This window comes from Bacillus safensis (assembly GCF_039619585.1).
GTDB lineage: Bacteria > Bacillota > Bacilli > Bacillales > Bacillaceae > Bacillus > Bacillus safensis.
In genome coordinates, this window is the sequence record NZ_CP154909.1 from 308,476 (window position 1) to 330,256 (window position 21,781).

General features: G+C 43.2%; 21 protein-coding genes. 18 read left to right on the forward strand and 3 right to left on the reverse strand.

What is annotated here, in order from left to right:
• Positions 1-46 precede the first annotated feature (46 nt).
• The 4 genes from AAYR28_RS01670 to AAYR28_RS01685 all read left to right on the forward strand — a co-directional run bounded on the left by AAYR28_RS01670 (position 47) and on the right by AAYR28_RS01685 (position 3,598).
• A complete protein-coding gene (locus tag AAYR28_RS01670) occupies positions 47-1,237 on the forward strand; it encodes an MFS transporter (protein ID WP_041116565.1) in 1,191 nt (396 codons plus the stop codon).
• A 92-nt stretch (positions 1,238-1,329) separates the two neighbouring features.
• Positions 1,330-1,959: a LysE family translocator gene (locus AAYR28_RS01675; RefSeq protein WP_024424337.1), complete on the forward strand. Its 630-nt coding sequence runs from the start codon at positions 1,330-1,332 to the stop codon at positions 1,957-1,959.
• Between the two features lie 305 nt (positions 1,960-2,264).
• Entirely contained in the window at positions 2,265-2,648 is a 384-nt protein-coding gene (locus AAYR28_RS01680; protein ID WP_034283242.1) for a UPF0715 family protein, read from the forward strand.
• Positions 2,649-2,839: 191 nt separating this feature from the next.
• Positions 2,840-3,598 carry a YqcI/YcgG family protein gene (locus tag AAYR28_RS01685; protein ID WP_070326657.1) on the forward strand — a complete coding sequence of 253 codons (759 nt, stop codon included), beginning with the start codon at positions 2,840-2,842 and terminating at the stop codon, positions 3,596-3,598.
• Here AAYR28_RS01685 and AAYR28_RS01690 read toward each other — a convergent pair.
• On the reverse strand, positions 3,593-4,909 hold the full coding sequence (locus AAYR28_RS01690; protein ID WP_034283246.1) for an amino acid permease: 1,317 nt from the start codon (positions 4,907-4,909) through the stop codon (positions 3,593-3,595). The genes AAYR28_RS01685 and AAYR28_RS01690 overlap by 6 nt on opposite strands.
• Before the next feature lie 112 nt (positions 4,910-5,021).
• Between AAYR28_RS01690 and AAYR28_RS01695 the strand changes: the two genes are divergently transcribed.
• The 9 genes from AAYR28_RS01695 (at position 5,022) to AAYR28_RS01735 (ending at position 14,918) form a co-directional block, all read left to right on the forward strand.
• Entirely contained in the window at positions 5,022-5,618 is a 597-nt protein-coding gene (locus AAYR28_RS01695; RefSeq protein ID WP_034283248.1) for a DUF1989 domain-containing protein, read from the forward strand.
• A 198-nt stretch (positions 5,619-5,816) separates the two neighbouring features.
• On the forward strand, positions 5,817-6,638 hold the full coding sequence (gene nadE, locus AAYR28_RS01700) for an ammonia-dependent NAD(+) synthetase (RefSeq protein ID WP_024424335.1): 822 nt from the start codon (positions 5,817-5,819) through the stop codon (positions 6,636-6,638).
• 319 nt (positions 6,639-6,957) lie between these two features.
• Positions 6,958-7,815, forward strand: a complete 858-nt coding sequence (locus AAYR28_RS01705) for a citryl-CoA lyase (RefSeq protein ID WP_024427250.1) — start codon at positions 6,958-6,960, stop codon at positions 7,813-7,815.
• The gene (locus AAYR28_RS01710; protein WP_120208440.1) at positions 7,812-9,245 is read left to right on the forward strand and encodes an aldehyde dehydrogenase family protein; all 1,434 of its coding nucleotides are present in this window, start codon (positions 7,812-7,814) and stop codon (positions 9,243-9,245) included. Before AAYR28_RS01705 ends, AAYR28_RS01710 begins: the two co-directional genes overlap by 4 nt.
• 9 nt (positions 9,246-9,254) lie before the next feature.
• Positions 9,255-10,028, forward strand: coding sequence for a type I 3-dehydroquinate dehydratase (gene aroD / locus AAYR28_RS01715; RefSeq protein ID WP_034283254.1), 774 nt, complete (start codon positions 9,255-9,257; stop codon positions 10,026-10,028).
• A gap of 38 nt (positions 10,029-10,066) precedes the next feature.
• On the forward strand, positions 10,067-11,827 hold the full coding sequence (locus tag AAYR28_RS01720) for a thiamine pyrophosphate-binding protein (RefSeq protein ID WP_081123954.1): 1,761 nt from the start codon (positions 10,067-10,069) through the stop codon (positions 11,825-11,827).
• 23 nt (positions 11,828-11,850) lie between these two features.
• On the forward strand, positions 11,851-12,231 hold the full coding sequence (locus tag AAYR28_RS01725; RefSeq protein ID WP_041116575.1) for a cupin domain-containing protein: 381 nt from the start codon (positions 11,851-11,853) through the stop codon (positions 12,229-12,231).
• Between the two features lie 125 nt (positions 12,232-12,356).
• Complete coding sequence (locus AAYR28_RS01730; RefSeq protein WP_024427254.1) at positions 12,357-13,559, forward strand: CaiB/BaiF CoA transferase family protein; 1,203 nt, start codon at positions 12,357-12,359, stop codon at positions 13,557-13,559.
• A gap of 45 nt (positions 13,560-13,604) precedes the next feature.
• Positions 13,605-14,918, forward strand: a complete 1,314-nt coding sequence (locus tag AAYR28_RS01735) for an MFS transporter (RefSeq protein WP_025092799.1) — start codon at positions 13,605-13,607, stop codon at positions 14,916-14,918.
• Between the two features lie 39 nt (positions 14,919-14,957).
• Here AAYR28_RS01735 and AAYR28_RS01740 read toward each other — a convergent pair whose 3' ends face one another.
• Positions 14,958-15,776: a hypothetical protein gene (locus AAYR28_RS01740; protein ID WP_259455951.1), complete on the reverse strand. Its 819-nt coding sequence runs from the start codon at positions 15,774-15,776 to the stop codon at positions 14,958-14,960.
• A 223-nt stretch (positions 15,777-15,999) separates the two neighbouring features.
• Complete coding sequence (locus AAYR28_RS01745) at positions 16,000-16,314, reverse strand: hypothetical protein (protein ID WP_345808913.1); 315 nt, start codon at positions 16,312-16,314, stop codon at positions 16,000-16,002.
• A gap of 148 nt (positions 16,315-16,462) precedes the next feature.
• Here AAYR28_RS01745 and AAYR28_RS01750 point away from each other — a divergent pair, with 148 nt between their 5' ends.
• The 5 genes from AAYR28_RS01750 (at position 16,463) to AAYR28_RS01770 (ending at position 21,752) form a co-directional block, all read left to right on the forward strand.
• Positions 16,463-17,236, forward strand: a complete 774-nt coding sequence (locus AAYR28_RS01750; protein ID WP_034283265.1) for an IclR family transcriptional regulator — start codon at positions 16,463-16,465, stop codon at positions 17,234-17,236.
• An 85-nt stretch (positions 17,237-17,321) separates the two neighbouring features.
• The gene (locus tag AAYR28_RS01755; protein WP_003214270.1) at positions 17,322-17,879 is read left to right on the forward strand and encodes a shikimate kinase; all 558 of its coding nucleotides are present in this window, start codon (positions 17,322-17,324) and stop codon (positions 17,877-17,879) included.
• A gap of 343 nt (positions 17,880-18,222) precedes the next feature.
• Positions 18,223-19,170, forward strand: coding sequence for a dihydrodipicolinate synthase family protein (locus AAYR28_RS01760; RefSeq protein WP_056765053.1), 948 nt, complete (start codon positions 18,223-18,225; stop codon positions 19,168-19,170).
• A 77-nt stretch (positions 19,171-19,247) separates the two neighbouring features.
• Positions 19,248-20,255, forward strand: a complete 1,008-nt coding sequence (locus AAYR28_RS01765) for a LacI family DNA-binding transcriptional regulator (RefSeq protein WP_326134933.1) — start codon at positions 19,248-19,250, stop codon at positions 20,253-20,255.
• Between the two features lie 120 nt (positions 20,256-20,375).
• Complete coding sequence (locus tag AAYR28_RS01770; protein WP_342495936.1) at positions 20,376-21,752, forward strand: MFS transporter; 1,377 nt, start codon at positions 20,376-20,378, stop codon at positions 21,750-21,752.
• The last annotated feature ends 29 nt before the right edge of the window (positions 21,753-21,781 follow it).

Consider the following 21,781-nt stretch of genomic DNA (forward strand, 5'->3'; position numbering starts at 1 on the left):
AGCGGAGGATGTGATGACTCCGCTCCTTTTTAGAGGAAGTGAAAAGATGAAAAAGGTATTTTATTTTGGCTGTGTCTTTTATTTTTTTATTGGGACCATTCATGTGTTTTTTGGCAGCTTAACGCCTTATTTGCTGTCGAGTTACGATAAAGGCCCCGGGGAATTATCATCTTTAATTTTTTTTCAGTTTATTGGTTTTTTGACAGGCGTTCTGTTATCCCCCATTCTAGTGAGAAAAAAAGGCTATGGCACTGTGCTGACCATGGGTCTTTTGCTGATGATCGGCTCACTTCTGCTGGGGCTATTGGTGCCAGGCTGGACAACGCTTGTGCTGGCAGGTTTTTTTCTTGGGAGCGGCGCAGGCAGTCTTGAGACAACAGCTGGTGCATATGTCATTTCGATGGCAAATAGTGCAAAGCGAATCAGTATCATGGAGGTCTTTTTTGGATTAGGTGCGCTGTTATTCCCGCTAGTGATTCTGCTGACTGTCACAGAACAGACATGGCAGTATGTGTTTTTATTTCAGGTGGGTGCGCTGACATTTTTCCTTATGCTTTGGCTTGTTTTTATGAACAAACTGCCTCACGGACAGATGGATGCTCCTTCCACAGAAGGGACGAGGAAACCGTCCTTGCTTGTTGATCGAAATAATCGAATGATTGTGGTGATCATGATTTGCTTTGCCTTTTTCTACGCAGGGATTGAAACGAACTTTGCGAACTTTTTGCCGTCGATCATGCTGGAAAAAGGGGGAGAAAATTGGGGCCTCTTTGCGGTCTCTACTTTCTGGACAGCGATCGTCATTGGCAGAACCGTAATTGCGAGAAAAGCCGATCAGCTGCATCCGCTGCGTTTTTTAAAGCTAAGCGCATCTCTGATGATTCTGCTGCTTGTGATATTCGCTCTGACAACCCACATCACCGCACAGCTGATTCTCATCTTTTTCATCGGCCTTTGCGCAGCGGGCATGTTCCCAATCGCACTGACAGCATCTGCCTTAATGATTGAAAATGCCATCGATGAGGCGACGAGTTATTTTATTGCAGCCGCAAGCTTAGGCGGAGCCTGCTTGTCCTTTTTGATTGGATTTAGTCTGGAATGGGCAGGAGCGGCAAGTGCCGTCTTTGTATTTGCCTTCTTAGCTGTTCTTCTGTTTGCAGCTGCGATTCAAATGAATCGTTCTAAGAAAAAAGAAACAATACACGCGCAGCAGTCGGCACTGAAAGCAGACCGCTAAGCATCCGCCAGAAATGATGACAAAGGACTTGTACTAAAACGCAGAAAGTTTGAATAACATGTACAAGTCAGCATCAAAAGGAGGACGTCTATGTGGCGGTGTTTTTTGGTTATATCTTTTTAGGGTTGTCACTTTCAGCGCCTGTTGGGCCAGTCAATGCAGCCCAAATCGACAGAGGGATTAAAAGTGGATTTTGGCATGCGTGGATTTTTGGTGTAGGGGCTATGGCTGCGGATATTGTCTATATGCTTCTCATCTATTTTGGTGTCGCCCAGCTTTTGACTGCACCTCTTGTAAAAACCTTTTTGTGGCTGTTCGGCTTTTTCGTTTTGACCTATACCGGCATTGAAAGTCTGCGTAAAATCAATTTGCAGGAGAGTCCGAAAAAAGACAGCGAAAACACATCAATTGGCAAATCGTTTATGACCGGATTTTTCATTTCTCTTTCTAATCCGCTCAGTATTTTGTTTTGGCTTGGCATCTATGGCAGCATCTTAGCCAATACGATCGAAAAGTATGGAGCTTCCCAAATGCTCATGTACAGTATGGCTATTTTTATCGGCATGCTGATCTGGGATTTCAGTATGGCGCTGCTTGCTAGTTCGTTTAGGCGTTATTTAAGTGAACGTGTTTTACATGGCTTATCCGTTCTTGCAGGTCTATCTTTACTTGGTTTCGGCGCCTATTTTGGGTATCAGGGGATCATGGCGTTGATTGGGTAGAAAACAGACTGACACATTCAGTCTGTTTCAGCGTGTAGACAAACCCTCGCATTCTTTGTCAGGTCTGCGCTCCGGTGCTCACGAATGTCAAATTCGCTCTGCTCCGATGCTCGCTCTTCCTAGACTGCAAAGGTTTTCTATCACGCTGAATAGAAGACAAAGGGCTAAAATAAAGATCATTTTAGTCCTTTGTCAATAATCTGAAGCAGACTGACACATTCAGTCTGTTTTTTTGTAAGGATTGACAGACATAACACATTCTTGAATAATGGTGGAATATTAAATGGTTTGAAGGAGCTTCTGCTATGCGTATGTTTTTGCCAGTATTCAACTATGTGTGTATGCTGATTTTATCAGTCATCACAGCAACATTCGTTTATACGTTTTTATTCATGCCGCCTGAAGTGGGCTTTAGTTATGTGGAGATGACCAGCCTGTTCATTTTGTCAGCTTATGTCATTTTTGCTGCACCGATTCAGTTTGTTTTACACCGGCATCCTAAGAGGTTTCGAAGCCGTGACTTACTGATTTATTTTATTGCGGCATGGCTGGTTTGTTCGGCTTTGGCTTTATGGATTGATTATGGGCTTGTTGTGTTCATGAGCTATAAAGTCTATCTGTTTAGCTTCTGCGCAGCCCTTATTTATTGGGTGCTGGATTCCGTTTTTTTGATGAATAATCGATCGTAGGTATGGCGAAAGGCTCTCTATTAACTTACACTAGTCTGATCATACATAATAGAATAAAAGAAACAAATACCTGCTCAATTTGAATGGAAACCCCATTTTGTCATGCGCTAGGAAAGTCGTTTCAGGACAGTCACCACAGCCATTTGCACCTCATAGGCTATGGAGAAGACGCTAAAACGAGGTGTAAAGAAATGGCCCAGCTGTATGCAAAAAGTTGCCTTGATCAAAATCTACGATCACTAGAAGAATGGAAGCAGGATGCTTTCACACAATTTGGCAAGATGGTAGGAGATGAAGCCGATACATTCCCATGTGTACCCGGAAGACAGGGATTTTTTCTCGATCATTTACGCTATGGGTTTGTCGGTGACCCTAGGAAAGATGAAGCGGTTGATGAATTAGCCCAGCTGCTGAGAGAATATCAAGGCTGTGCGAAAGAAACCGGTCAATATGCTTCATTTATCTGTTTTTTTGAAACACCGCAGGACTTAAAGGAAAGTTCGCTTGAAGAGTTTGAGCAGCAGTTTTGGTCGCTGCTTAAGCGGCTGCATCATAAAGATGAAGAACCGTGGCCTGAGGAGATCCCGTTAGATACTCATCATCATGAGTGGGAGTATTGCTTCCATGGTGAGGCGTATTTTATTTTGTGTTCCACACCTGCTCATAAGCTCAGAAAAAGCCGCCACTTCCCTTATCTCTTGATGGCATTTCAGCCTAGGTGGGTGTTTGAGAAAATGAATGGATCGACCAAGTTTGGACAAAAAATGAGCCAGCTCGTTCGCAAGCGGCTCAAAGCATATGATGAGGTCAGTGTTCATCCATCATTAAAATGGTACGGGGATCCGACCAATCATGAATGGAAGCAATACTTTCTCCCAGATGAAGAGGCGGAGAAACCAGCCTCCGCCAAATGTCCATTTACTGCATTAAAAAACATGATGAAATTATGATGCGGTCTGATCCTGCTTCCACTTTTTCCTCATAAATAGCACCATGATGGCAATCACTGCAATGATCCCAAGGCTGATAAAAAAGCCAGGTCGTCCGCTTGCCTCCGTTAATGTGCCTGATACAGCGGCTCCAATTAAGAGCAGCGCAAGAATCATTTCGCACGTTTGGCGGGTGGATGGCTTGGATAGCTTTTTACTTGAGAACAGAATAAAAATCCATGTGTACAGCAGGGTAAGACCGGCTGCTGTTGTGAGATGCTCGTAGATGTGTTTGGACAAAAAGAGTGCAAGCAAAATCGAGACAATTAAGCCAGCAGCAGTTAAGATAATCGAAGACCATCTCACATGCGATGGATCTTTTTGTTTAAAACAAGCAGGTGCATCCTGATGCTCTGACATTGTGCCGAGCAGCGTTGTGACCGCATAGAGAGAGGCAACCAATGTCGAAAAACCAGCAATAATGAAAATGCCATTAAAGATATGAAGAAAGATCGATAAATGAAACGGCTCTAATGAAGTAATAAATGGACTGCTGTTCTCATTAAAGGCTGTCACTGGGACAAGCAAGAGAGCAAGTCCGATTGAGACGATATAGATGACTGCTAGAATGATCAGCATGACACGTCCAGCTTTTGCCGCATCCTTCGGGTCCTTTAAATGAACCGCCATCAGCCCCATGACTTCAATTCCCCCAAATGCATAAAATGCGTAAATCAATCCATTCCAAAGACCAAGCGGACCAAGAGGCATCCATTCGTGATCCTTGTTAGGCAGATGAAGGGTCGGTTTATGTTCTGTCAAAATGCCGAATAATACAAGCACCGCAAGAATCATAAATAGAAAAATCGCCGCTGTTTTCAGTACCGCAAGAACATTTTCTGTCTTTTGAAAAGAAGAAAGCCCAATGATAATCACGAGCAGGGCAAGAGCGGAATAAATCGCAGAAAACACCCAAAGCGGAACAGAAGGAAACCAGTGGCGGGTAAACAGAGAAATGGCGGTTAACTGACTTCCTGTAATCAGCATTTCTGCAAACCAATACACCCAGCCATTGCTAAACCCTGCCCAGCGTCCGTATGCTTTACGAGCATAGGAACAAAATGACCCTTTATCAGGATTATCAGCTGTCATCGCAGCTAAATGTTTAAAGACGAGATACGTTCCGACTGCAGCAAGCAAAAAAGAGATGCAGACGGAATAACCGGATTTTGTAATGGCGATGCTGGAACCAAGAAAGAACCCAGTGCCAATTGTACAGCCGACTCCGATGAGAGAAAGCTGCCACCAAGATAAAGATTGTTCTTCTTTCAATGCAAGTGCAACACCTTTCTATTTCAATGACATTAGCTTGTGACCGCGTCTTTTTTTTATACATGATCAAGGGGACATTTTGGGCATACTGTCATGGAAAGGAGTGCATGTGATGAACGGAGAACACGTCATTTTACCAAAGGGTAGACTCGGCTTTCGTTTAGGAAAAGGCCAATGTATGCGAGTGGTTGATGTCGAAGGCCAGCAAGTAGCAGATGTGATGGCCTATCATGAAAAAGATTTTTATGAAAAATTTGACCAAGGTGCGACGATGGACAGTTTGTTCTCGTCTAAAGTGAAAAAAGGCGATAAGCTTTATTCTAATTTATATAAACCGATGTTTACGATCATTGAAGATACAGTAGAATGCCATGATTTATACATGCCCGCCTGCCGGCAAGAGATGTATCAGCTTTTATACGGCCGGACGCACTTAGAGGTCATGCATACATGCTACGACAATTTGCGGACTGCCTTTGAGCCCTTTGGAATTCCAAAGGAGGATATGTACTATCCTTTTAACGCCTTTATGAATACAGTCATTGATGAAAAAGGAAAGCTGTCTGTCGAGCTGCCAAAATCGCTGCCCGGTGACTACATTCGCCTGCGGGCTGAAATGGACCTCATTGTGGCCGTGTCTGCATGTCCTGCTGATATTGGGAAGTGTAATGGATCAAGCTGTACATCCATACGGGTAGAAATCGATTAAAAAAGAAAAGGACCAGTCAAAAAAGACATGGTCTTTTTCACTTGTGAATGTTTGATTATCTAAGAAATAGGGGAACGTCTAACAAAATGTTCTTGATGAAAACATGGTATAATGAAGATTCAAAAAACGTTATTAAATCAATGAATTGGGAGTAAAACCTGTTCTCTTCATGTAGAGGATGCTTAGGAGGAAAAGTGTATGAGTTTGCAGAAAAAGATCAGCCAAGAGTTGCATGTGCAGCCCTCAATTGACCCAAAGCAGGAGATCGAAAAACGGGTTGGATTTCTAAAAGAGTACTTGAAAAAAACCGGGGCAAAAGGATTCGTACTCGGCATTAGTGGCGGGCAGGATTCAACGCTTGCTGGACGTCTTGCACAGCTTGCTGTAAGTGAGCTTCGTCAAGAAGGAAAAGAGGATGCGGTCTTTATTGCGGTACGCCTTCCGCATGGTGTGCAGCAGGATGAAGATGATGCACAGCTCGCCCTATCATTTATTCAGCCAGACAAGTCGTGGAAATATGATATTGCACCTGCCGTGTCAGCATTCAGTGATCAATATCAAAAGGAAACGGGTGGACCATTGTCTGACTTTAATAAAGGGAATGTCAAAGCACGCATGAGAATGATCGCGCAATATGCTGTCGGTGGTGAGGAAGGATTGCTTGTCATCGGTACAGATCATGCAGCTGAAGCAGTAACCGGCTTCTTCACGAAGTATGGTGATGGCGGTGCAGATGTTCTTCCGCTCACAGGTCTGACAAAACGCCAAGGCCGGGCGCTACTCGAAGCGCTAGAAGCGCCGGAGCGCCTGTACTTAAAGAAACCAACAGCCGATCTGCTGGACGACAAACCTCAGCAAACGGATGAAACAGAACTCGGCATTACGTACAATGAAATTGATGATTACTTAGAAGGAAAACCAGTGTCAGATCAAGCCGCCGAAGCGATTGAAAAGCGTTATGTTCAATCAGAGCATAAACGCCAAGTACCCGCTTCCATGTTTGATGACTGGTGGAAATAAAAAAGAGACCTCTCCAGAAGATGGAGAGGTTTTTTTATGTTGAATTTCAATTGAGTTTGACAAAATAACCAAAAATTCATTAAATTAGTAGAACGATATACTTAAGTCCATTTAACTAAATATTGATTTTTTAGATCAAAAAAAGCAAACATAATTAGTTCGATTCACTTAATTTCGCTCCTATTGACAGTATTTTCAGAAAAAATAATTGACGAATAAAAAGAATGCGCTTACAATGAAACCACATTCCGAAAAGTGAAATTAGATTCCACTGGATGGAATAAAAGGGTGGTTCACCTCCAAATAAGAAGCTAAAGGAATGATTCACACAATGAAAAATCGAAGTGCACTGGAAATTTACAAAGAGGGAGGCGCTTGGTGGGAGACTGAGATTAGTCATATTCAAAAAAATTCAATTGAAATTCGAGGGTATCCGATTGAAGAACTGATTGGTGAATTGTCTTATCCACAAATGCTCTATTTACTGCTTGTTGGTGAATTATTGGATGATTCAAAAGCAGCTCTTTTTGAAAGTGTTCTTGTCGCAGGTGCGGACCATGGACCAAGAGCACCATCTATTGCAGCAGCTAGAATGGCGGTGACTTGCGGCATTTCGTTTAATTCCTCTGTAGCAACAGGGGTGAATCTATTAGGTGACATTCATGGCGGAGCTGGAGAGAAGGCCATGCGCATGCTATACGAGGCTAAAGCGATCTACGATGATCAAAAGGATATACACTCTGCGGCAAAGCAAGTGTGTCAAACATGGTTAAATCGCAAGGAAAAAATCCCGGGAATCGGCCATCAGCTTCATGATGATGATCCGAGGGTGAGACGTCTATATGAGCTGAGTCACAAACATGTCCAGCAAGGTCTTATCAGCGGCACATATTTACGGTTAGCCGAAGCGATTAGGCATGAGCTTGAACAACTGAAAGGGAAGAAAATCACGATGAATATAGATGGTGTATCTGCTGCCATCCAATGTGAATTAAACATTCCAGCAGAAGCAGCAAAAGGCATTTTTTCCTTATCCAGAGGAATGGGCATCGTGGCGCATGCATATGAGGAGCTGACAAAGGGAGCCCTCGTGAAAGGACCTTGTCCGAATGAAGAAAGATTGGTTCGTTATGCAGGACATGGAACGCGGCACTTGAAGGAGGGAGAGAAAATTTGAGTAGTTTGAGAGCGTTGTCATATATAAACGGCGAGTGGCTGGATACCGGTCGTGTGAAAACAGATATCATCAATCCTTACTCAGGAGAAAGGATCGGTACATCCTATCTCGCCTCATCAGAAGACATAGAACAAGCACTTTCTAGTGCGCAGCATGCTAAAAAACAAATAGCGGGAATATCGGCAATCGAACGCTCAAGGCTTCTAACAAAAGCAGCCACCTTGCTTGAAGAACAAAAAGACCATTTTGCAAAACTGATTTCGCTAGAATTAGGCAAACCGCTTAAAAATACAAGAGATGAAGTTTCGCGATCAATCGAGACGCTGGCGCAATCGGCGGAAGAAGCGAATCGATTAATAGGTGAGACCATTCCTGGCAATGTATCATCGCGCGGACAGGGAGCAATGGCCATGACATTTAAAGTACCAGTCGGAGTTGTGCTGGCGATTACCCCTTTTAATGCACCGCTCAACTTAATTTGTCACAAAGTCGGTCCGGCCTTTGCGGGAGGGAATGTCATCATTTTGAAGCCTGCACCGCAAACATCAGCTGTTGCCACAGCGTTTGTCGAACTCCTTCTCGAAGCAGGATTTCCTGAGGCTGGTTTGCAGCTTGTGATTGGCGGGGTCGACGCCGGGAAACAGTTAGTCACTGATGATAGAACGAATCTCATCTCTTTTACCGGCGGGGCTGCCGGAGGCGAACACATTACAACCTCTGCGGGATTAAAAAAGGTACTGCTCGAACTCGGAGGGAATGGAGCGACGATTGTTCATCACGATGCAGATATTGAACAAGCCGCATCCATGTGTGCCAAAACAGGCTTTAGTAATTCCGGTCAAAGCTGTATTTCTGTCCAAAGAATTTATGTCCACCAGGAAATGATGCCGTCGTTTACTGAGGTATTAAAACAAAAAGTAGAGCAGCTTGTTGTTGGAGATCCGCTGTCCAGTGAGAGTGATATCGGCTGTATGGTCGATGTTCAGGCCGCGCAGCGTGTTGAGACATGGATACAAGAGGCAGAGAGCATGGGTGCCCAGCTTTTATGCGGGGGGAAAAGAAATGGAGCGAGCATCACACCGGCTATTTTGCTAAACCCTCCGAAACAGGCCAAGGTCGTCTGTGAGGAAGTGTTCGGCCCAGTTGTCAGCATTCTCCCTTATGAGGAGCTGGAGGAAGCGATTAAAGAAGCAAATGATAGCCGATATGGTTTGCAGGCAGGGATCTTTACGAATCAGCTGGATGTGGCATTACACGCAGCAAAAGAGCTTGAAACTGGCGGGGTTGTCATCAATGGGACATCGAATTTTAGACTGGATCATTGGCCTTATGGCGGGATTAAGCGAAGTGGCCTTGGAAGAGAAGGTCCGCGTTTCGCCATTGAGGAGATGACCGAAACCAAAATGGTCGTGCTTCCACAGGGTCTGTGAAAGGGGCGTTTGGATGTGAATGCATTTCAGCAAAAGGTAAAAAGTGTGCAGGCAGGCGGTCAGCCAATGATTTGTACGCCGCTCATCGGACAAACAAAGGAAGAATTATTTCATGAGGTCGAGGTGTTAACTGAGAAAAATCCTGATGTGATAGAGTGGCGGGCGGATTTTTTTCATCACCTTCATGACAAGGAACAAGTGATAGAAACCCTTAAGGGAATGGTAGAAAAGGCAAAGGGTATCCCATTTTTATTCACGATTCGCTCTGAAAAGGAGGGCGGCGAAAGTATATCACTCTCAGAATCTGAGAAGGTTTCTCTGCTTGCCGAGCTTTGTTCCACTCAGCTTGTGGACGCCGTTGATTATGAATTGATGCATGATGTGACACATATACAGCAAGTCAGTCAGGCGGCTAAAAGAAATGGGATCACCTTGATTGTGTCGTATCACGATTTCCAGCGTACCCCTGAGGTAGATCGTCTCGTGCAGCTATTCGTCAATGCAGAATCAGTCGGCGCCGACATTGCAAAGATCGCAGTGATGCCGTATTCCTATGACGATGCATTAACACTGCTCTCGGCGACCAGCCATGCGAAAAAGCAGCTGTCAATTCCCGTTATTTCAATGGCAATGGGGGAATACGGGGCTTTTACAAGAATGATTGGCGGACTTTTTGGATCTGTCATGACCTTTGCTGTAGGGAAAGAAAGCTCAGCTCCCGGGCAAGTGGCGATACAGGATTTGAACAATGTTCTATCTATTGTGTTTTCAAAGAATAAGTGAGTAGCAGATTCATAGCTGCACCGTGAGAGGAGAGAAACATGAAGAAGAATATTTCTACACAGGTTATTCAGTACTTAGAAAATCGGGGAGTCGAGCATATTTTCGGTCTCTGCGGTCATACGAATATTGCTTTTTTATCAGCGCTTGAAAAAAGCTCGATTCAATTTGTCAATGTCAGGCATGAACAGATAGCGGCACATGCAGCTGATGGTTATGCGCGGGCAAAGAAACAGACGGCTGTTGTTCTCAGTCATCTAGGACCCGGACTCACCAATGCGGCAACAGGGGTAGCGAATGCAGCACTTGATTCCATTCCAATGGTTGTCATTGCAGGAGATGTCCCAAGTCATTATTACGGAAAGCACCCACATCAAGAGATCAATCTTCATTCCGATGCCTCTCAATACGAAATTTACCGACCGTTTGTGAAAAGAGCATGGCGAGTCGATATTCCAGAATTATTTCCAGAGATTTTATCAAAAGCATTTCAGTTAGCTGAAAGCGGCCGTCCTGGCCCGGTGCTTATTTCTGTTCCAATGGATGTTTTCTCAAAGGACCTAGATGTGTCCTTGTTTGAACAAATCAACCATCATACACACACCATTGAAAAACCTTCTATTGATGATCAAACGGCCAATCGGATATTGGATCGATTGCTGCAGGCAGAAAGACCGCTCTTATATGTAGGGGGAGGCATTATATTAGCTGATGCAGCTGAAGAATTAAAGGCATTTTCTGACCATCTGAGTATCCCTGTCGCCCATTCTTTGATGGGGAAAGGAGCCATGCCGGATGATCATCCAATGACTCTTGGAATGACAGGGTTTTGGGGGACAAAATTTATCAATGATCAGTGCAAAGAAGCAGATTATATATTGGCTTTAGGCACCCGTTTTGCTGAAGCTGATGCGAGCTCGTGGGAATCAGATTATACGTTCCGCTTCCCATCAACCAAGCTCATTCATATTGACATTGACCCGAATGAAATTGGACGTAACTATCCTGTTGAAATTGGAGCAGTAGCCGATCTTAAGCAAGCCTTGACTGTACTCAATCGAGTGGCGAGAGAAAGACTCCCAAAAGGGCTGGATCGACCTGAATTGAAAAAGGAAATTGCGGCATATCGTAAGGAGTTTCAGGCGGGCAATCTGACGAATGTTCAAGATGAATCCTTCCCAATGAAGCCGCAGCGTATTTTGCAGGAAGTACGGGAAGTATTGCCGCCAGATGCCTTTATTACAACGGATGTTGGCTGGAACAAAAATGGGGTCGGACAGCAATTTCCTGTGCTCACGCCAGGTACCATTTTAACGCCAGGCGGCTTTGCAACGATGGGATTTGGAGCACCTGCCGCACTTGGGGCAAAGATTGCCCAGCCTGACCGTGTTGTTGTGTCACTCGTTGGAGACGGCGGCTTCGGTCAAAATCCATCCGTTCTTGCAACAGCAGTTGAAGAGAACATTCCTGTTGTGTGGATTGTGATGAATAACAGTGCATTTGGAACAATAGCCGGTTTGCAAATGGCGCACTATGAAACGACGTACGGCACTGTTTTCAGAAAAGGTGGAGAAAGCTATTCACCGGATTTTGCTGCCGTTGCGAGAGGTTATGGGATGAAGGGGATTAAAATCACCTCTGCTTCTGAATTCAAAGAAGCTTTAGCTGAAGCCATTGCTTCTCAGGAGCCTTGCGTTATTGATGTAGCGATGAAAAATGATCCTGTTCCTACGGATGGACATTGGAATATTAATGACATTTATTCACCAAATTCAAAGCGCTCACATGTCAGCGTGAATTAATCAGAACGAGGGAGGAATTAACAATGAAAATTAAAGTATTGAATCCGTTTCAAGATGGGAACCCATTATGGTTAGGCTTAGATCGTCCAGAGGAGCAAATGATTCGAAAGGTATTTCAAACCATTACACCAGATACTGTTGGATCAGAGCATATGATGGCGGGTCTCACCATTTTTGAACCGGGGGAAGCAAGTTCAGTGCACAATCACCCGGGTTCAGAGGAATTTGATTATGTGATTAAAGGATCTGGCGAAGTCATTTGTGATGGAGAAAGGCAGTCCTTTAAACAAAATGATTTCATGTTCATTCCAGACGGTGTTCCGCACCAGCATGTCAATACAGGAGATGAACCTTTATGGCTCATTTGGCTCTACACACCGCAAGGGCAGCTTCCAAAGGATTAAAAACCTGCACCAGTAAGCTCTCCTTTTGAATCATCAGGGCTTTCCGGGTCAATCAGAAAGATGAAAAGGGCTAAAATTAGGAATGATTTTAGCCCTTCATCACTTGAATGAAAGGGAGTCAAGCAATGAATATGAATACACCGCTCGAAGGAATAAAAATATTAGACGTCTCTACGATGATTGCTGCACCCTATGGCGCGGTGCTTCTAGGGGATTTTGGAGCAGAGGTCATCAAAGTCGAGATTCCTGGCAAAGGCGATACGCTGCGGCATGTCGGCCCTTTTGCAGATGGAGAACCACTTAGATGGTCAGGTCTCTCGCGGAATAAGAAATCCCTTACACTGGATCTGCACAAAGACGAAGCAAAGGACATTTTTAAAAAGCTTGCGGGTCAGGTCGATGTGCTGATTGAAAATTTTCGCCCTGGAACACTCGAAAAATGGGGCGTTGGGTACGATGTGTTAAAAGAAATCAACCCTCGGTTAATTATGATTCGTGTATCGGGTTATGGTCAAACGGGCCCGTTTAAGGACAAAGCCGGATTTGGAACACCAGCGACGGCGTTTAGCGGCTTTACATATATTCAAGGGTTTCCAGACCGGCATCCAGTCAGCCCTTCCTTTTCTCTCACTGATTATATTGCTGGCATCTACGTGGCGTTTGCTACTGTGACAGCGATGTATTACAGAGATACACATCCAGAAGGAACTGGGCAAATGGTGGATTTGGCCCTCTATGAATCTGTATTTCGTATGTTAGAGTTTTTGGTTGCAGAATATGACAAGCTTGGGAAGGTGCGTGAGCGTTCACCGGGGCTGAGCGGACATTCAAGCCCTGCCGGTACCTATGAGACAAAGGATGGTCATTATTTGGTTCTTGTGACGAGTACAGATTCGACCTTCAATCGATTGGCAGAGGCGATGAATCGATTAGATTTACTAGAGAATGAAAAATTTGCGGTCAATGCATCCAGGCTGAAGCATAACAAAGAAATGGATGCGATCGTCTCTGAATGGATCGCGTCGAAAACAAGGGATGACGTATTAGAAATTTTAGATACACATGGCGTACCTGTGAGCCCAATCTTAAGTATTCGAGATATTTTTGAGCATCCACAATTTAAAGCACGAGAGAATATCGTCGAGGTGCATCACCCTCGTCTTGGAAAAGTGAAGGTGCCTGGGATCATTCCGAAGTTTGAAAAAACACCTGGAAGTATCCGTCACATTGCACCTGATTTAGGCGAACATAATTATGAGATTTTAACAAATATGCTTGGCTTAACAGAAGAAGAGTGTAAGCAGTTAGAAGAAAAAGGGGTAATTTAATACGCTCAACCGAACCGCACGCTGCGGAAACAAAGGAGGATGGTTATGAAAGTGCATTCAGAACTGAAGGGGAATGAATTGCAGCCCGCATATGTGAAACCAACGAAAGCCCGTTTTGGCATATTGATTCTGTTGTTTTTTATTACTGCTATTAATTATATTGATCGAGCCAGTGTATCCATTGTTGCTCCTGCGATTCAATCTTCATTGCAATTAAATCCTGCCTTATTAGGCTTGATTTTTTCGGCATTTAGCTGGACATATACAGCGATGCAAATACCAGGCGGTTTTATTCTCGATAAATTTGGCTCAAAGGTAACGTATGGGATATCACTCGTTACTTGGTCTATTTTCACAGGCTTACAGGCGTTTGCGAACAGCTTTGCCTTTTTATTCGGCTGCCGTTTGTTTATTGGGATTACAGAATCTCCCGCTTTTCCTGCAAATAACCGTATTGTCACCACATGGTTTCCAAGGCGGGAACGGGCTTTTGCAACAGGTGTTTATACTGCTGGAGAGTATGTGGGTCTTGCCTTTGCGACACCTCTTCTATTTTGGATCATGACGACTTTCGATTGGAGAACCGTCTTTATTACGGCAGGTGCGCTCGGTATCATATTTGCTTTCTTTTGGTACAAGTATTATCACGAACCGAAAGAGCATCCGAAGATAAATGAAGATGAGTTAGAATTAATCCGGCAAGGCGATGGGCTGACAGTCGCATCACAGGAGAAGCTGAAATGGGCGGACTTTGCCGCCCTTCTAAAATATCGTAAATTGATCGGGCTTTATATTGGGCAATTCTCTGTTGCGTCTACCCTTTTTTTCTTTTTAACGTGGTTTCCGACCTATTTGGCAGAGGCGAAAAATATGGCGTTTCTCAAGGTAGGTTTTGCTGCTTCTCTTCCTTATATTGCTGCATTCTTTGGGGTCTTGTTTGGAGGTTATGTGTCTGATTGGCTGCTCAAAAAGGGCGTATCAGTGAATGTAGCGAGAAAGCTGCCAGTAGTGGTTGGCTTGCTGATGACGAGTACCATTGTTTTAGCAAACTTTACAACAAATATCCCGCTTGTGCTGACCATTTTATCCATCGCTTCATTTGCGCAAGGACTGTCTAATATCTCTTGGACGATGCTGTCTGAGGTGGCACCGCGGGAAATGGTTGGGCTGGCTGGCGGCGTATTTAACTTTTTTGCTAATTTAGCTGGGATCATCACTCCGCTGATTATCGGATTCATCGTTTCGGCGACAGGCTCTTACAATGGAGGAATTTTATTCGTCAGTTTAGTCGCTTTAGGCGGGGCATTGTCGTACATCTTTATCGTAGGTAAAATTGAACGTATTCAATTAAAACCATAGTGAGAAAGCAAAAGAGAACTCAAGGGTGAGTTCTCTTTTTTATGTATAAAAGATAACGGTGATGATCGCTGCACATGCGATGCCCATGCTGATATAAAGGCTGGCAAACCATATATTCCAGCGAGTGATACGGTAAGGGTTGACCTTCATCAAATCAGCCAATAAGGAGACAGAAACATTAAAAGGGCTAAACATAACAGTTGATGTGCCAGCAACGATCAGCATGATTGCGATCGGAAGAGCAGGCAGTTCATGGATGACTGGTGCCATCATGCTGACTAACAAAGCAAGCGAGACAAGCGGGTGAAAACCGCAAAGGGCGGTGATCAGAAAATACAACCCAATGACACAATAAACCCAAATGGCATGGTCTGATATACTGACAATAAATGCTTGAATCGGCTGCATACTGTTTGTCGCAAGGAGCATATCGACAAAGAAGCCTGCACTTAAAAATAGACACATATAGTTGGAGAGCTGACGGGTTCTTTCTTTCCAATGAGGCACAGAGACAGCGATATATTGTTTTCTTTTTTTGATAATAGAAGAGAATAATAGAGCAAATGGAATAATCGTCAGTACTACAGCGAATAAATAGCCTTTCCCAATCCATGCATCGACAAGTGAGACGACTGTCATAAAACCTAGCAGCATGAAAGCGAGCTGAAGGGTTTTTCGCTTAATTCGATGAGGATTGGCGTTTGTTTCTGAAGACTGAATGATGTTTGGTAATCGTTTGCTTTGACGAGAAAAAAGCATCCAATCTATCGCCAGCACGACGACCATTAAACCAAAAGTAATAGGTGCAATTTGATAATATTTTAGTTTGGTTGCATCAATGGTGACGCTTACCAGCACTTCAACAGGACTCCAGCTTAAACAAATGCATATGATCTTAAGAGGTTTCGTGTATAAAGATGTTGCTTCACTTGTTCTTTTAGAGATTCGAGCGACGGTTTGAGCGATGTATATAGTAAAGGAATCGTCGCGATATTTAAAAACATGCCGAGAATATGAGTGACAAATGAACTCTTGCGATAAAGCTGGTTTGAGCTCGTTGTATGCAGTGTGAGCAGTTTATTTAATTGTGTATCGAAATGTCCAACATGTATGAGAGAATGAATAAAAGGCAGCATGAAAAAGAGAGAAAGCAAGCCAGCATGGAATGAAAGTGAAGAAAAAACGTGTGCAATGGCTGGCCGGATAAGAAGAATAAGAACAACCCAATGATGAGAAATACAGCACCTGTTTTCAAATAAAGCCCATTTGCTTTCTTAAAAGAAATGGTGAGCGAGGCAGCGGCCAGCAGACCAACAAAATAGGAGAGTATAGGAGCAGGAAATAGTTGATGAACAATATATAGACTGATAAGAAGTGTAAAAACGAGCAGGTACATTCAAATATCTCCTCCATCAAATATCTTCAAGTGATTTTATTCCGACTGGTGGAATTTGTTTTCTTTTAGTGGAACGTTTAAAATGGATTATAGCAAAATCGATCGTTGATGTCGATAAGAAATCAAAGGGGAAAAGGAGAAAATGAACATGGCTGATAAAAAGTCAAAAGAAGAATCAGGACTGCGTACAGTTCAGCGTGCTTTGGATATTCTGTATTGTTTTAGTGAAGAACGTCAAGAGCTGACGCTAACGGATATTTCAAAAGAGATGAATTTAGCAATGTCTACGACAACGAGACTGCTCAAGGCGCTTGAAATGAATCATTTTGTGGAGAAGAATCAAGAAACAATGAAATACCGATTGGGTCAAAGGCTTTATCTCCTCGGATACATTGCAGGAAAGTCCATTAAATTGAGAGAACTGGCTAAACCACTCATGTACTCCCTTCGTGATGAAACAAAGGAAACCGTCAACCTGTATGTACTGGATTCAACAAGCAGGGTTTGTATCGAACAAGCGGAAGGGCTGCAATCGATTCGCCATCTTGTCAAGATTGGTGAGAAGCTGCCATTGTACGCAGGTGCAGGCGGAAAGGTATTATTGGCTTTTCAAAGTGAAGAATTTCAACAAAAAGTATTAGCGTCTGAGGCTGATCATGTGAAGAGAGATGACTGGCAAGAGGAACGTAAACATATTCTTGACACGTATACTTCTTGCAGTATCGATGAACGAGAGGTAGGATCTGCGGCAGTAGCGGCACCAGTCTTTAACATTCATGGAGAAGTGAAGGCTTGTTTATCCATATCTGGTCCAACCCATCGGTTTACTGAAGAAGTCATTCCTAAGCTGCAGCAAAAAGTGAAAGAACAGGCACAGAGGCTTTCTGAACAGCTCGGATACGTCGTCAAACACAATTTTTAAGATTGCCTATCTTTTCGCGCTCCATTTATCATATAATAGAAACATTATGTAGCATTCCTTGTCGTAGGGAGGACGTGTCACGACCATGAAAATCAATAGAGAAATTCCTGTAAGACAGCGGAATATTGTCCTCATTGGCTTTATGGGTGTTGGGAAAACAACCATTGGGCAGCTGGTTGCCAAAAAGCTATATAGAGATTTTATTGATGTCGATCAGGAGATTGAGAAAAAGTACAACATGACGATTCCAGAGATGTTTCAGCAAAAAGGAGAAGCATTCTTCAGGCAGGCTGAAAAGGATTATATCGTCGATTTATGTGAACATACACAGCTCAAGATCGTATCCCTTGGAGGGGGTGCATTCAAACAGGAAGAAATCAAACGCGCCTGCTTGAAGCATTGTACCGTTCTTTTCCTTGACTTGTCTTGGGAGAATTGGAAGCAGCGGCTTGATATTTTAATTGAAAACCGCCCTGTTCTTCACAACCGGACGCTTGATGAGATGAAAGAGCTGTTTGAGGAGCGCCGGGAGATTTATTCTCTTCATAATTCAAGAGTGGAAACAGATCATTTAGAGGCTGAGGAAGTCGCCAATTATATTGTGGACACACTCAAGCTTGGCTGGGATTTATATTCGAAATAAAAAAAGTCTACCGTTGAGGGTAGACTTTTTTTCTATTGATTCTTTTCCTTCGTACATATGATGATGCTTTGACAACCAAAATGTATTTATCCTTTTTTTGGTGTGCAGCCGTTTGGAAAAAGCGGTGATCCTCCTTCAATCAGTTCATGATGATGAGGTTTTTGATCTAGATCATTTTCTTTTTCGGAAAAGTAAAATAGTATATAAATTTTAATAAGAGTTTTTTGAATTATTATAATTTTTAAGAAATAATGTTGACATCTTCCGTGAGAACGTTCTATGATTATTTACGTAAACGCTTACCGTAAACGTTTACTATAATCGAATGGGGAGGAATTTGTTGATGAAGAATAAAGAAAAATGGAGCGGTGTATTCCCGGCTGTCTTAATTCCTTTTAAAGATGACTATTCAATTGATGAACCTGCATTTCGTAAGCTTGTTCGCTGGGTGGCGGAGCACGAAGGGATTAACGGGATCGTTGTCAATGGACATACGGGCGAGATTATGACCCTGCTGCCACATGAACGAGCTGAGGCTGTGCGTATTGCAGCCGACGAATTAAAAGGGGAAGTACCTGTCATTTCAGGGGTTTCAGCTGAAGGGACAATTGAAGCAATCCAGCATGCAAAAGCAGTTCAAGAAGCTGGCGGAGAAGGTATCCTTCTCATGCCGCCGCATTCATGGCTGAGATTCGGTATGCAGCCTGAATCACCTGTCCAATTCTTTAAAGATGTTGCAGAAGCGATTGACATTTCAATCATCGTTCATCAATATCCAACGTGGACAAAAACCTCATATACAACGAATCAATTACTAGAAATGTCGGAAATTGAAAATGTTGTCTCATTCAAAATTGGTCAAAGAGACATGGCGCAATATGAAGTCGATGTGCGCGCATTGAAAAAGCATGCACCAGATGTATCGCTGCTCACATGTCACGATGAATATTTATTGCCAACATTAGTTCAAGGGATTGATGGGGCGCTTGTCGGTTTCGGCTGTTTTGTGCCAGATTTGATCGCTGAACTTGTGAAATGTGTGGAAAAACAAGACCTTGCAGCAGCTAATAAAGTGTACGATAGAATCTTTGAATTAAAGCATGCTGTATATAAAATGGATGAACCTTCATCTACCTCTCATCTGCGAATGAAGGAAGCGATGTTCCAGAGAGGCTTGATCAGCAGTTCGCTTGCTAGAAAGCCGGTATTACCTTTAACTCAAAAGGAAAAAGAAGAGATTCGCCAGGGCCTTCAAAGTGTTGGTTTGCTTAAGGAAAACGTCAGTAGATAACAGACCATTGATTTCATGATGAAGGTGAGTCAGGTTATAATAGGGTATAAAACAACAGACTCCCGGAGGTATGAAATGTGTCAGTAAGTATTAAAGATGTAGCATTGAAAGCAGGAGTGTCTATAGCCTCTGTTTCCCGAGTATTAAGTGGTAAACCAGGAGTAGGTGCTCAAACGGCTGAAAGAATCAAACAAGTGATTGATGAGTTAGGCTACCGCCCTAATTTAGGAGCGAGAGGGCTCGTGAAAAGAAAGACTGGGAATATTGCTGTAGTGGTTCCCCGCGGTTCATATATTTTGAATAATCCATTTTTTTCAACGATTTTAGATGGAATAGCGAAGGAATTAGATGAGACCGAATTCAATATGCTGATGTCATTTACATCTGTTCAGCAGCAGCGGTTACTTGAGACGCAGGCTGTAGATGGTGCCATTTTATTTTCTCCAAGAAATGAAGAATTGAGCATGGATTGGCTAAAAAGTTTGGCTATTCCCATTATCGTTGTCGGAAGTTACTTAGAGGATTCACCATTTCCATGTGTCAGGCCAGATGATGAAGAAGGTGTTTGTCAATCTGTAACGGCCTTATTTGATAAAGGTCATCGAACCATTGGGCTGGTCAATGGTCCAATGAGTTCGATGCATAGTGTGAGGTATTACAAGGGGTATGAGCGCACACTGAAACGTTTAGGATTAACAATGAACAAAGAGCTTGTGTTTGAGTTAGATGAATTTGATGGGGGAAAAGTAGTAGAAGTGGTTTCTCGATTTCTCCAAGGAAACCAGCACATGACTGGAGTGGTTTGCTCTTCAGATTTTTTGGCGATAGGGGTCATGAAAGCGGCAGAAAACGCAAATGTGTCAATACCTCATGATTTGTCTGTCGTTGGTGCCGATGATGTGCCCATTGCAAGTTTTCTAACCCCTTCTTTATCTTCTGTTCATGTTGATTTAGTTGGAATGGGAAGAAAAGCTGTTTCTTTACTAACACAGTTGTTGGAAGGAGAACAGTTAGAGGCGATGGAGCATATTTTCCCTATGTATTATATAGATCGGGGCACCACGGGAACGCCAAAAAAGATGTGATAGATGCTGAAAACTCGTAAGATCGCTTGAGAATTTCTCTTGATTTAAAATGTAAGCGATTTCTTCAGCGCTCTTCGGCATGTACTTTTGCATCATTTCCTCCAATAAGGAGGAGATACCATGACGTTAGAACTCAGCGGAAATCCAAATTCTCAAGGTGGGCAATTTGTTGATAGAGCTTCACAACTATTGACCAGGATGGAAAGTGTACCTTTTTCGAAGTGGCATTTAAAACCTCGGATCATTATGGGATCTGCTACCTTTTTTGATGCTTTTGATGCACTATCTTTAGCGTTTGTTCTCCCGGTTCTCATCGGCATGTGGAATTTATCACCTGCACAGATTGGTCTTCTTATTGGGTCTGGTTATATAGGACAAGCGATTGGTGCTATTTTCTTTGGATGGTTAGCAGAAAGGCGCGGCCGTGTATTTAGTGCAAAGTGGACGGTGTTCCTCATGTCTATTATGAGTATCGCATGTGTATTTTCAGGTAATTTTATGGCCCTTTTTATTTTCCGTTTTATACAAGGGATTGGAGTCGGAGGAGAGGTGCCGGTAGCAGCCTCATATATTAATGAGTTGTCCCGAGCCCAAGGAAGAGGGAGATTTTTTATGCTTTATGAGATGATTTTTCCATTAGGATTAATGATCTCAGCTCAAATTGGCGCATTCGTTGTACCTAGCTTTGGGTGGAAATGGATGTTCTTGATTGGAGGCATTGGAGGTTTAATCGTCTTTGTATTCTTTTTCATGCTGCGTGAATCGCCAAGGTGGCTTATTTCGAAAGGCAGGTTAGATGAAGCCGAAAGAATTATTGAAGAAATTGAAGCTAGTACTGACAAACGAATGCTTGTCGCAAATCAAGTATCCAGCAGTACTGAAAAAGGCGACTGGAAAGAGCTATTTTCAACTTTTTACCGTAAAAGAACATTGGTCGTATGGGGACTATGGTTTTCTGCCTACTTTGTATCGAATGGTTTAAATAACTGGTTACCAAGTCTTTATAATACGGTTTACCATTTGCCAGTCGGAGATTCATTAAGGGCAGCATCTCTCACAAATATTTTACAGACCATAGGGGTATTCGCTTGTGCGTTTTTAATTGATAAAGTAGGACGAAAGCGCTGGGCAACCATTGCATTTGTATTAACAGGTGTTTTATTAACGGCTTTATGGATCAGCGGAGCGACTTCACCAGAAAGCGTCATCTATTTAGGGTCTGCTGCTTACGGAATGATGGGGACAATTACAGTTCTCCTCTATCTATATACACCTGAAATTTATCCGACACGTATGAGGGTGATTGGAACAGCATTTGCTACAGCGTGGCTTAGGCTGGCCTCAGCGATCGCTCCTATTATGATAGGTTTTATTTTAGAGGTAAGCGGTGTTTCAACTATTTTTATTCTTTTTGCAAGTGTGACGGTAGTGGGAGCAATTCTTGCGTTTAAAATGATAGAAACGCGCGAGAAAGTATTAGAGGATATTGCGCCGTAAGTTACGCGTGCAGTGAAGAACTTATTCCA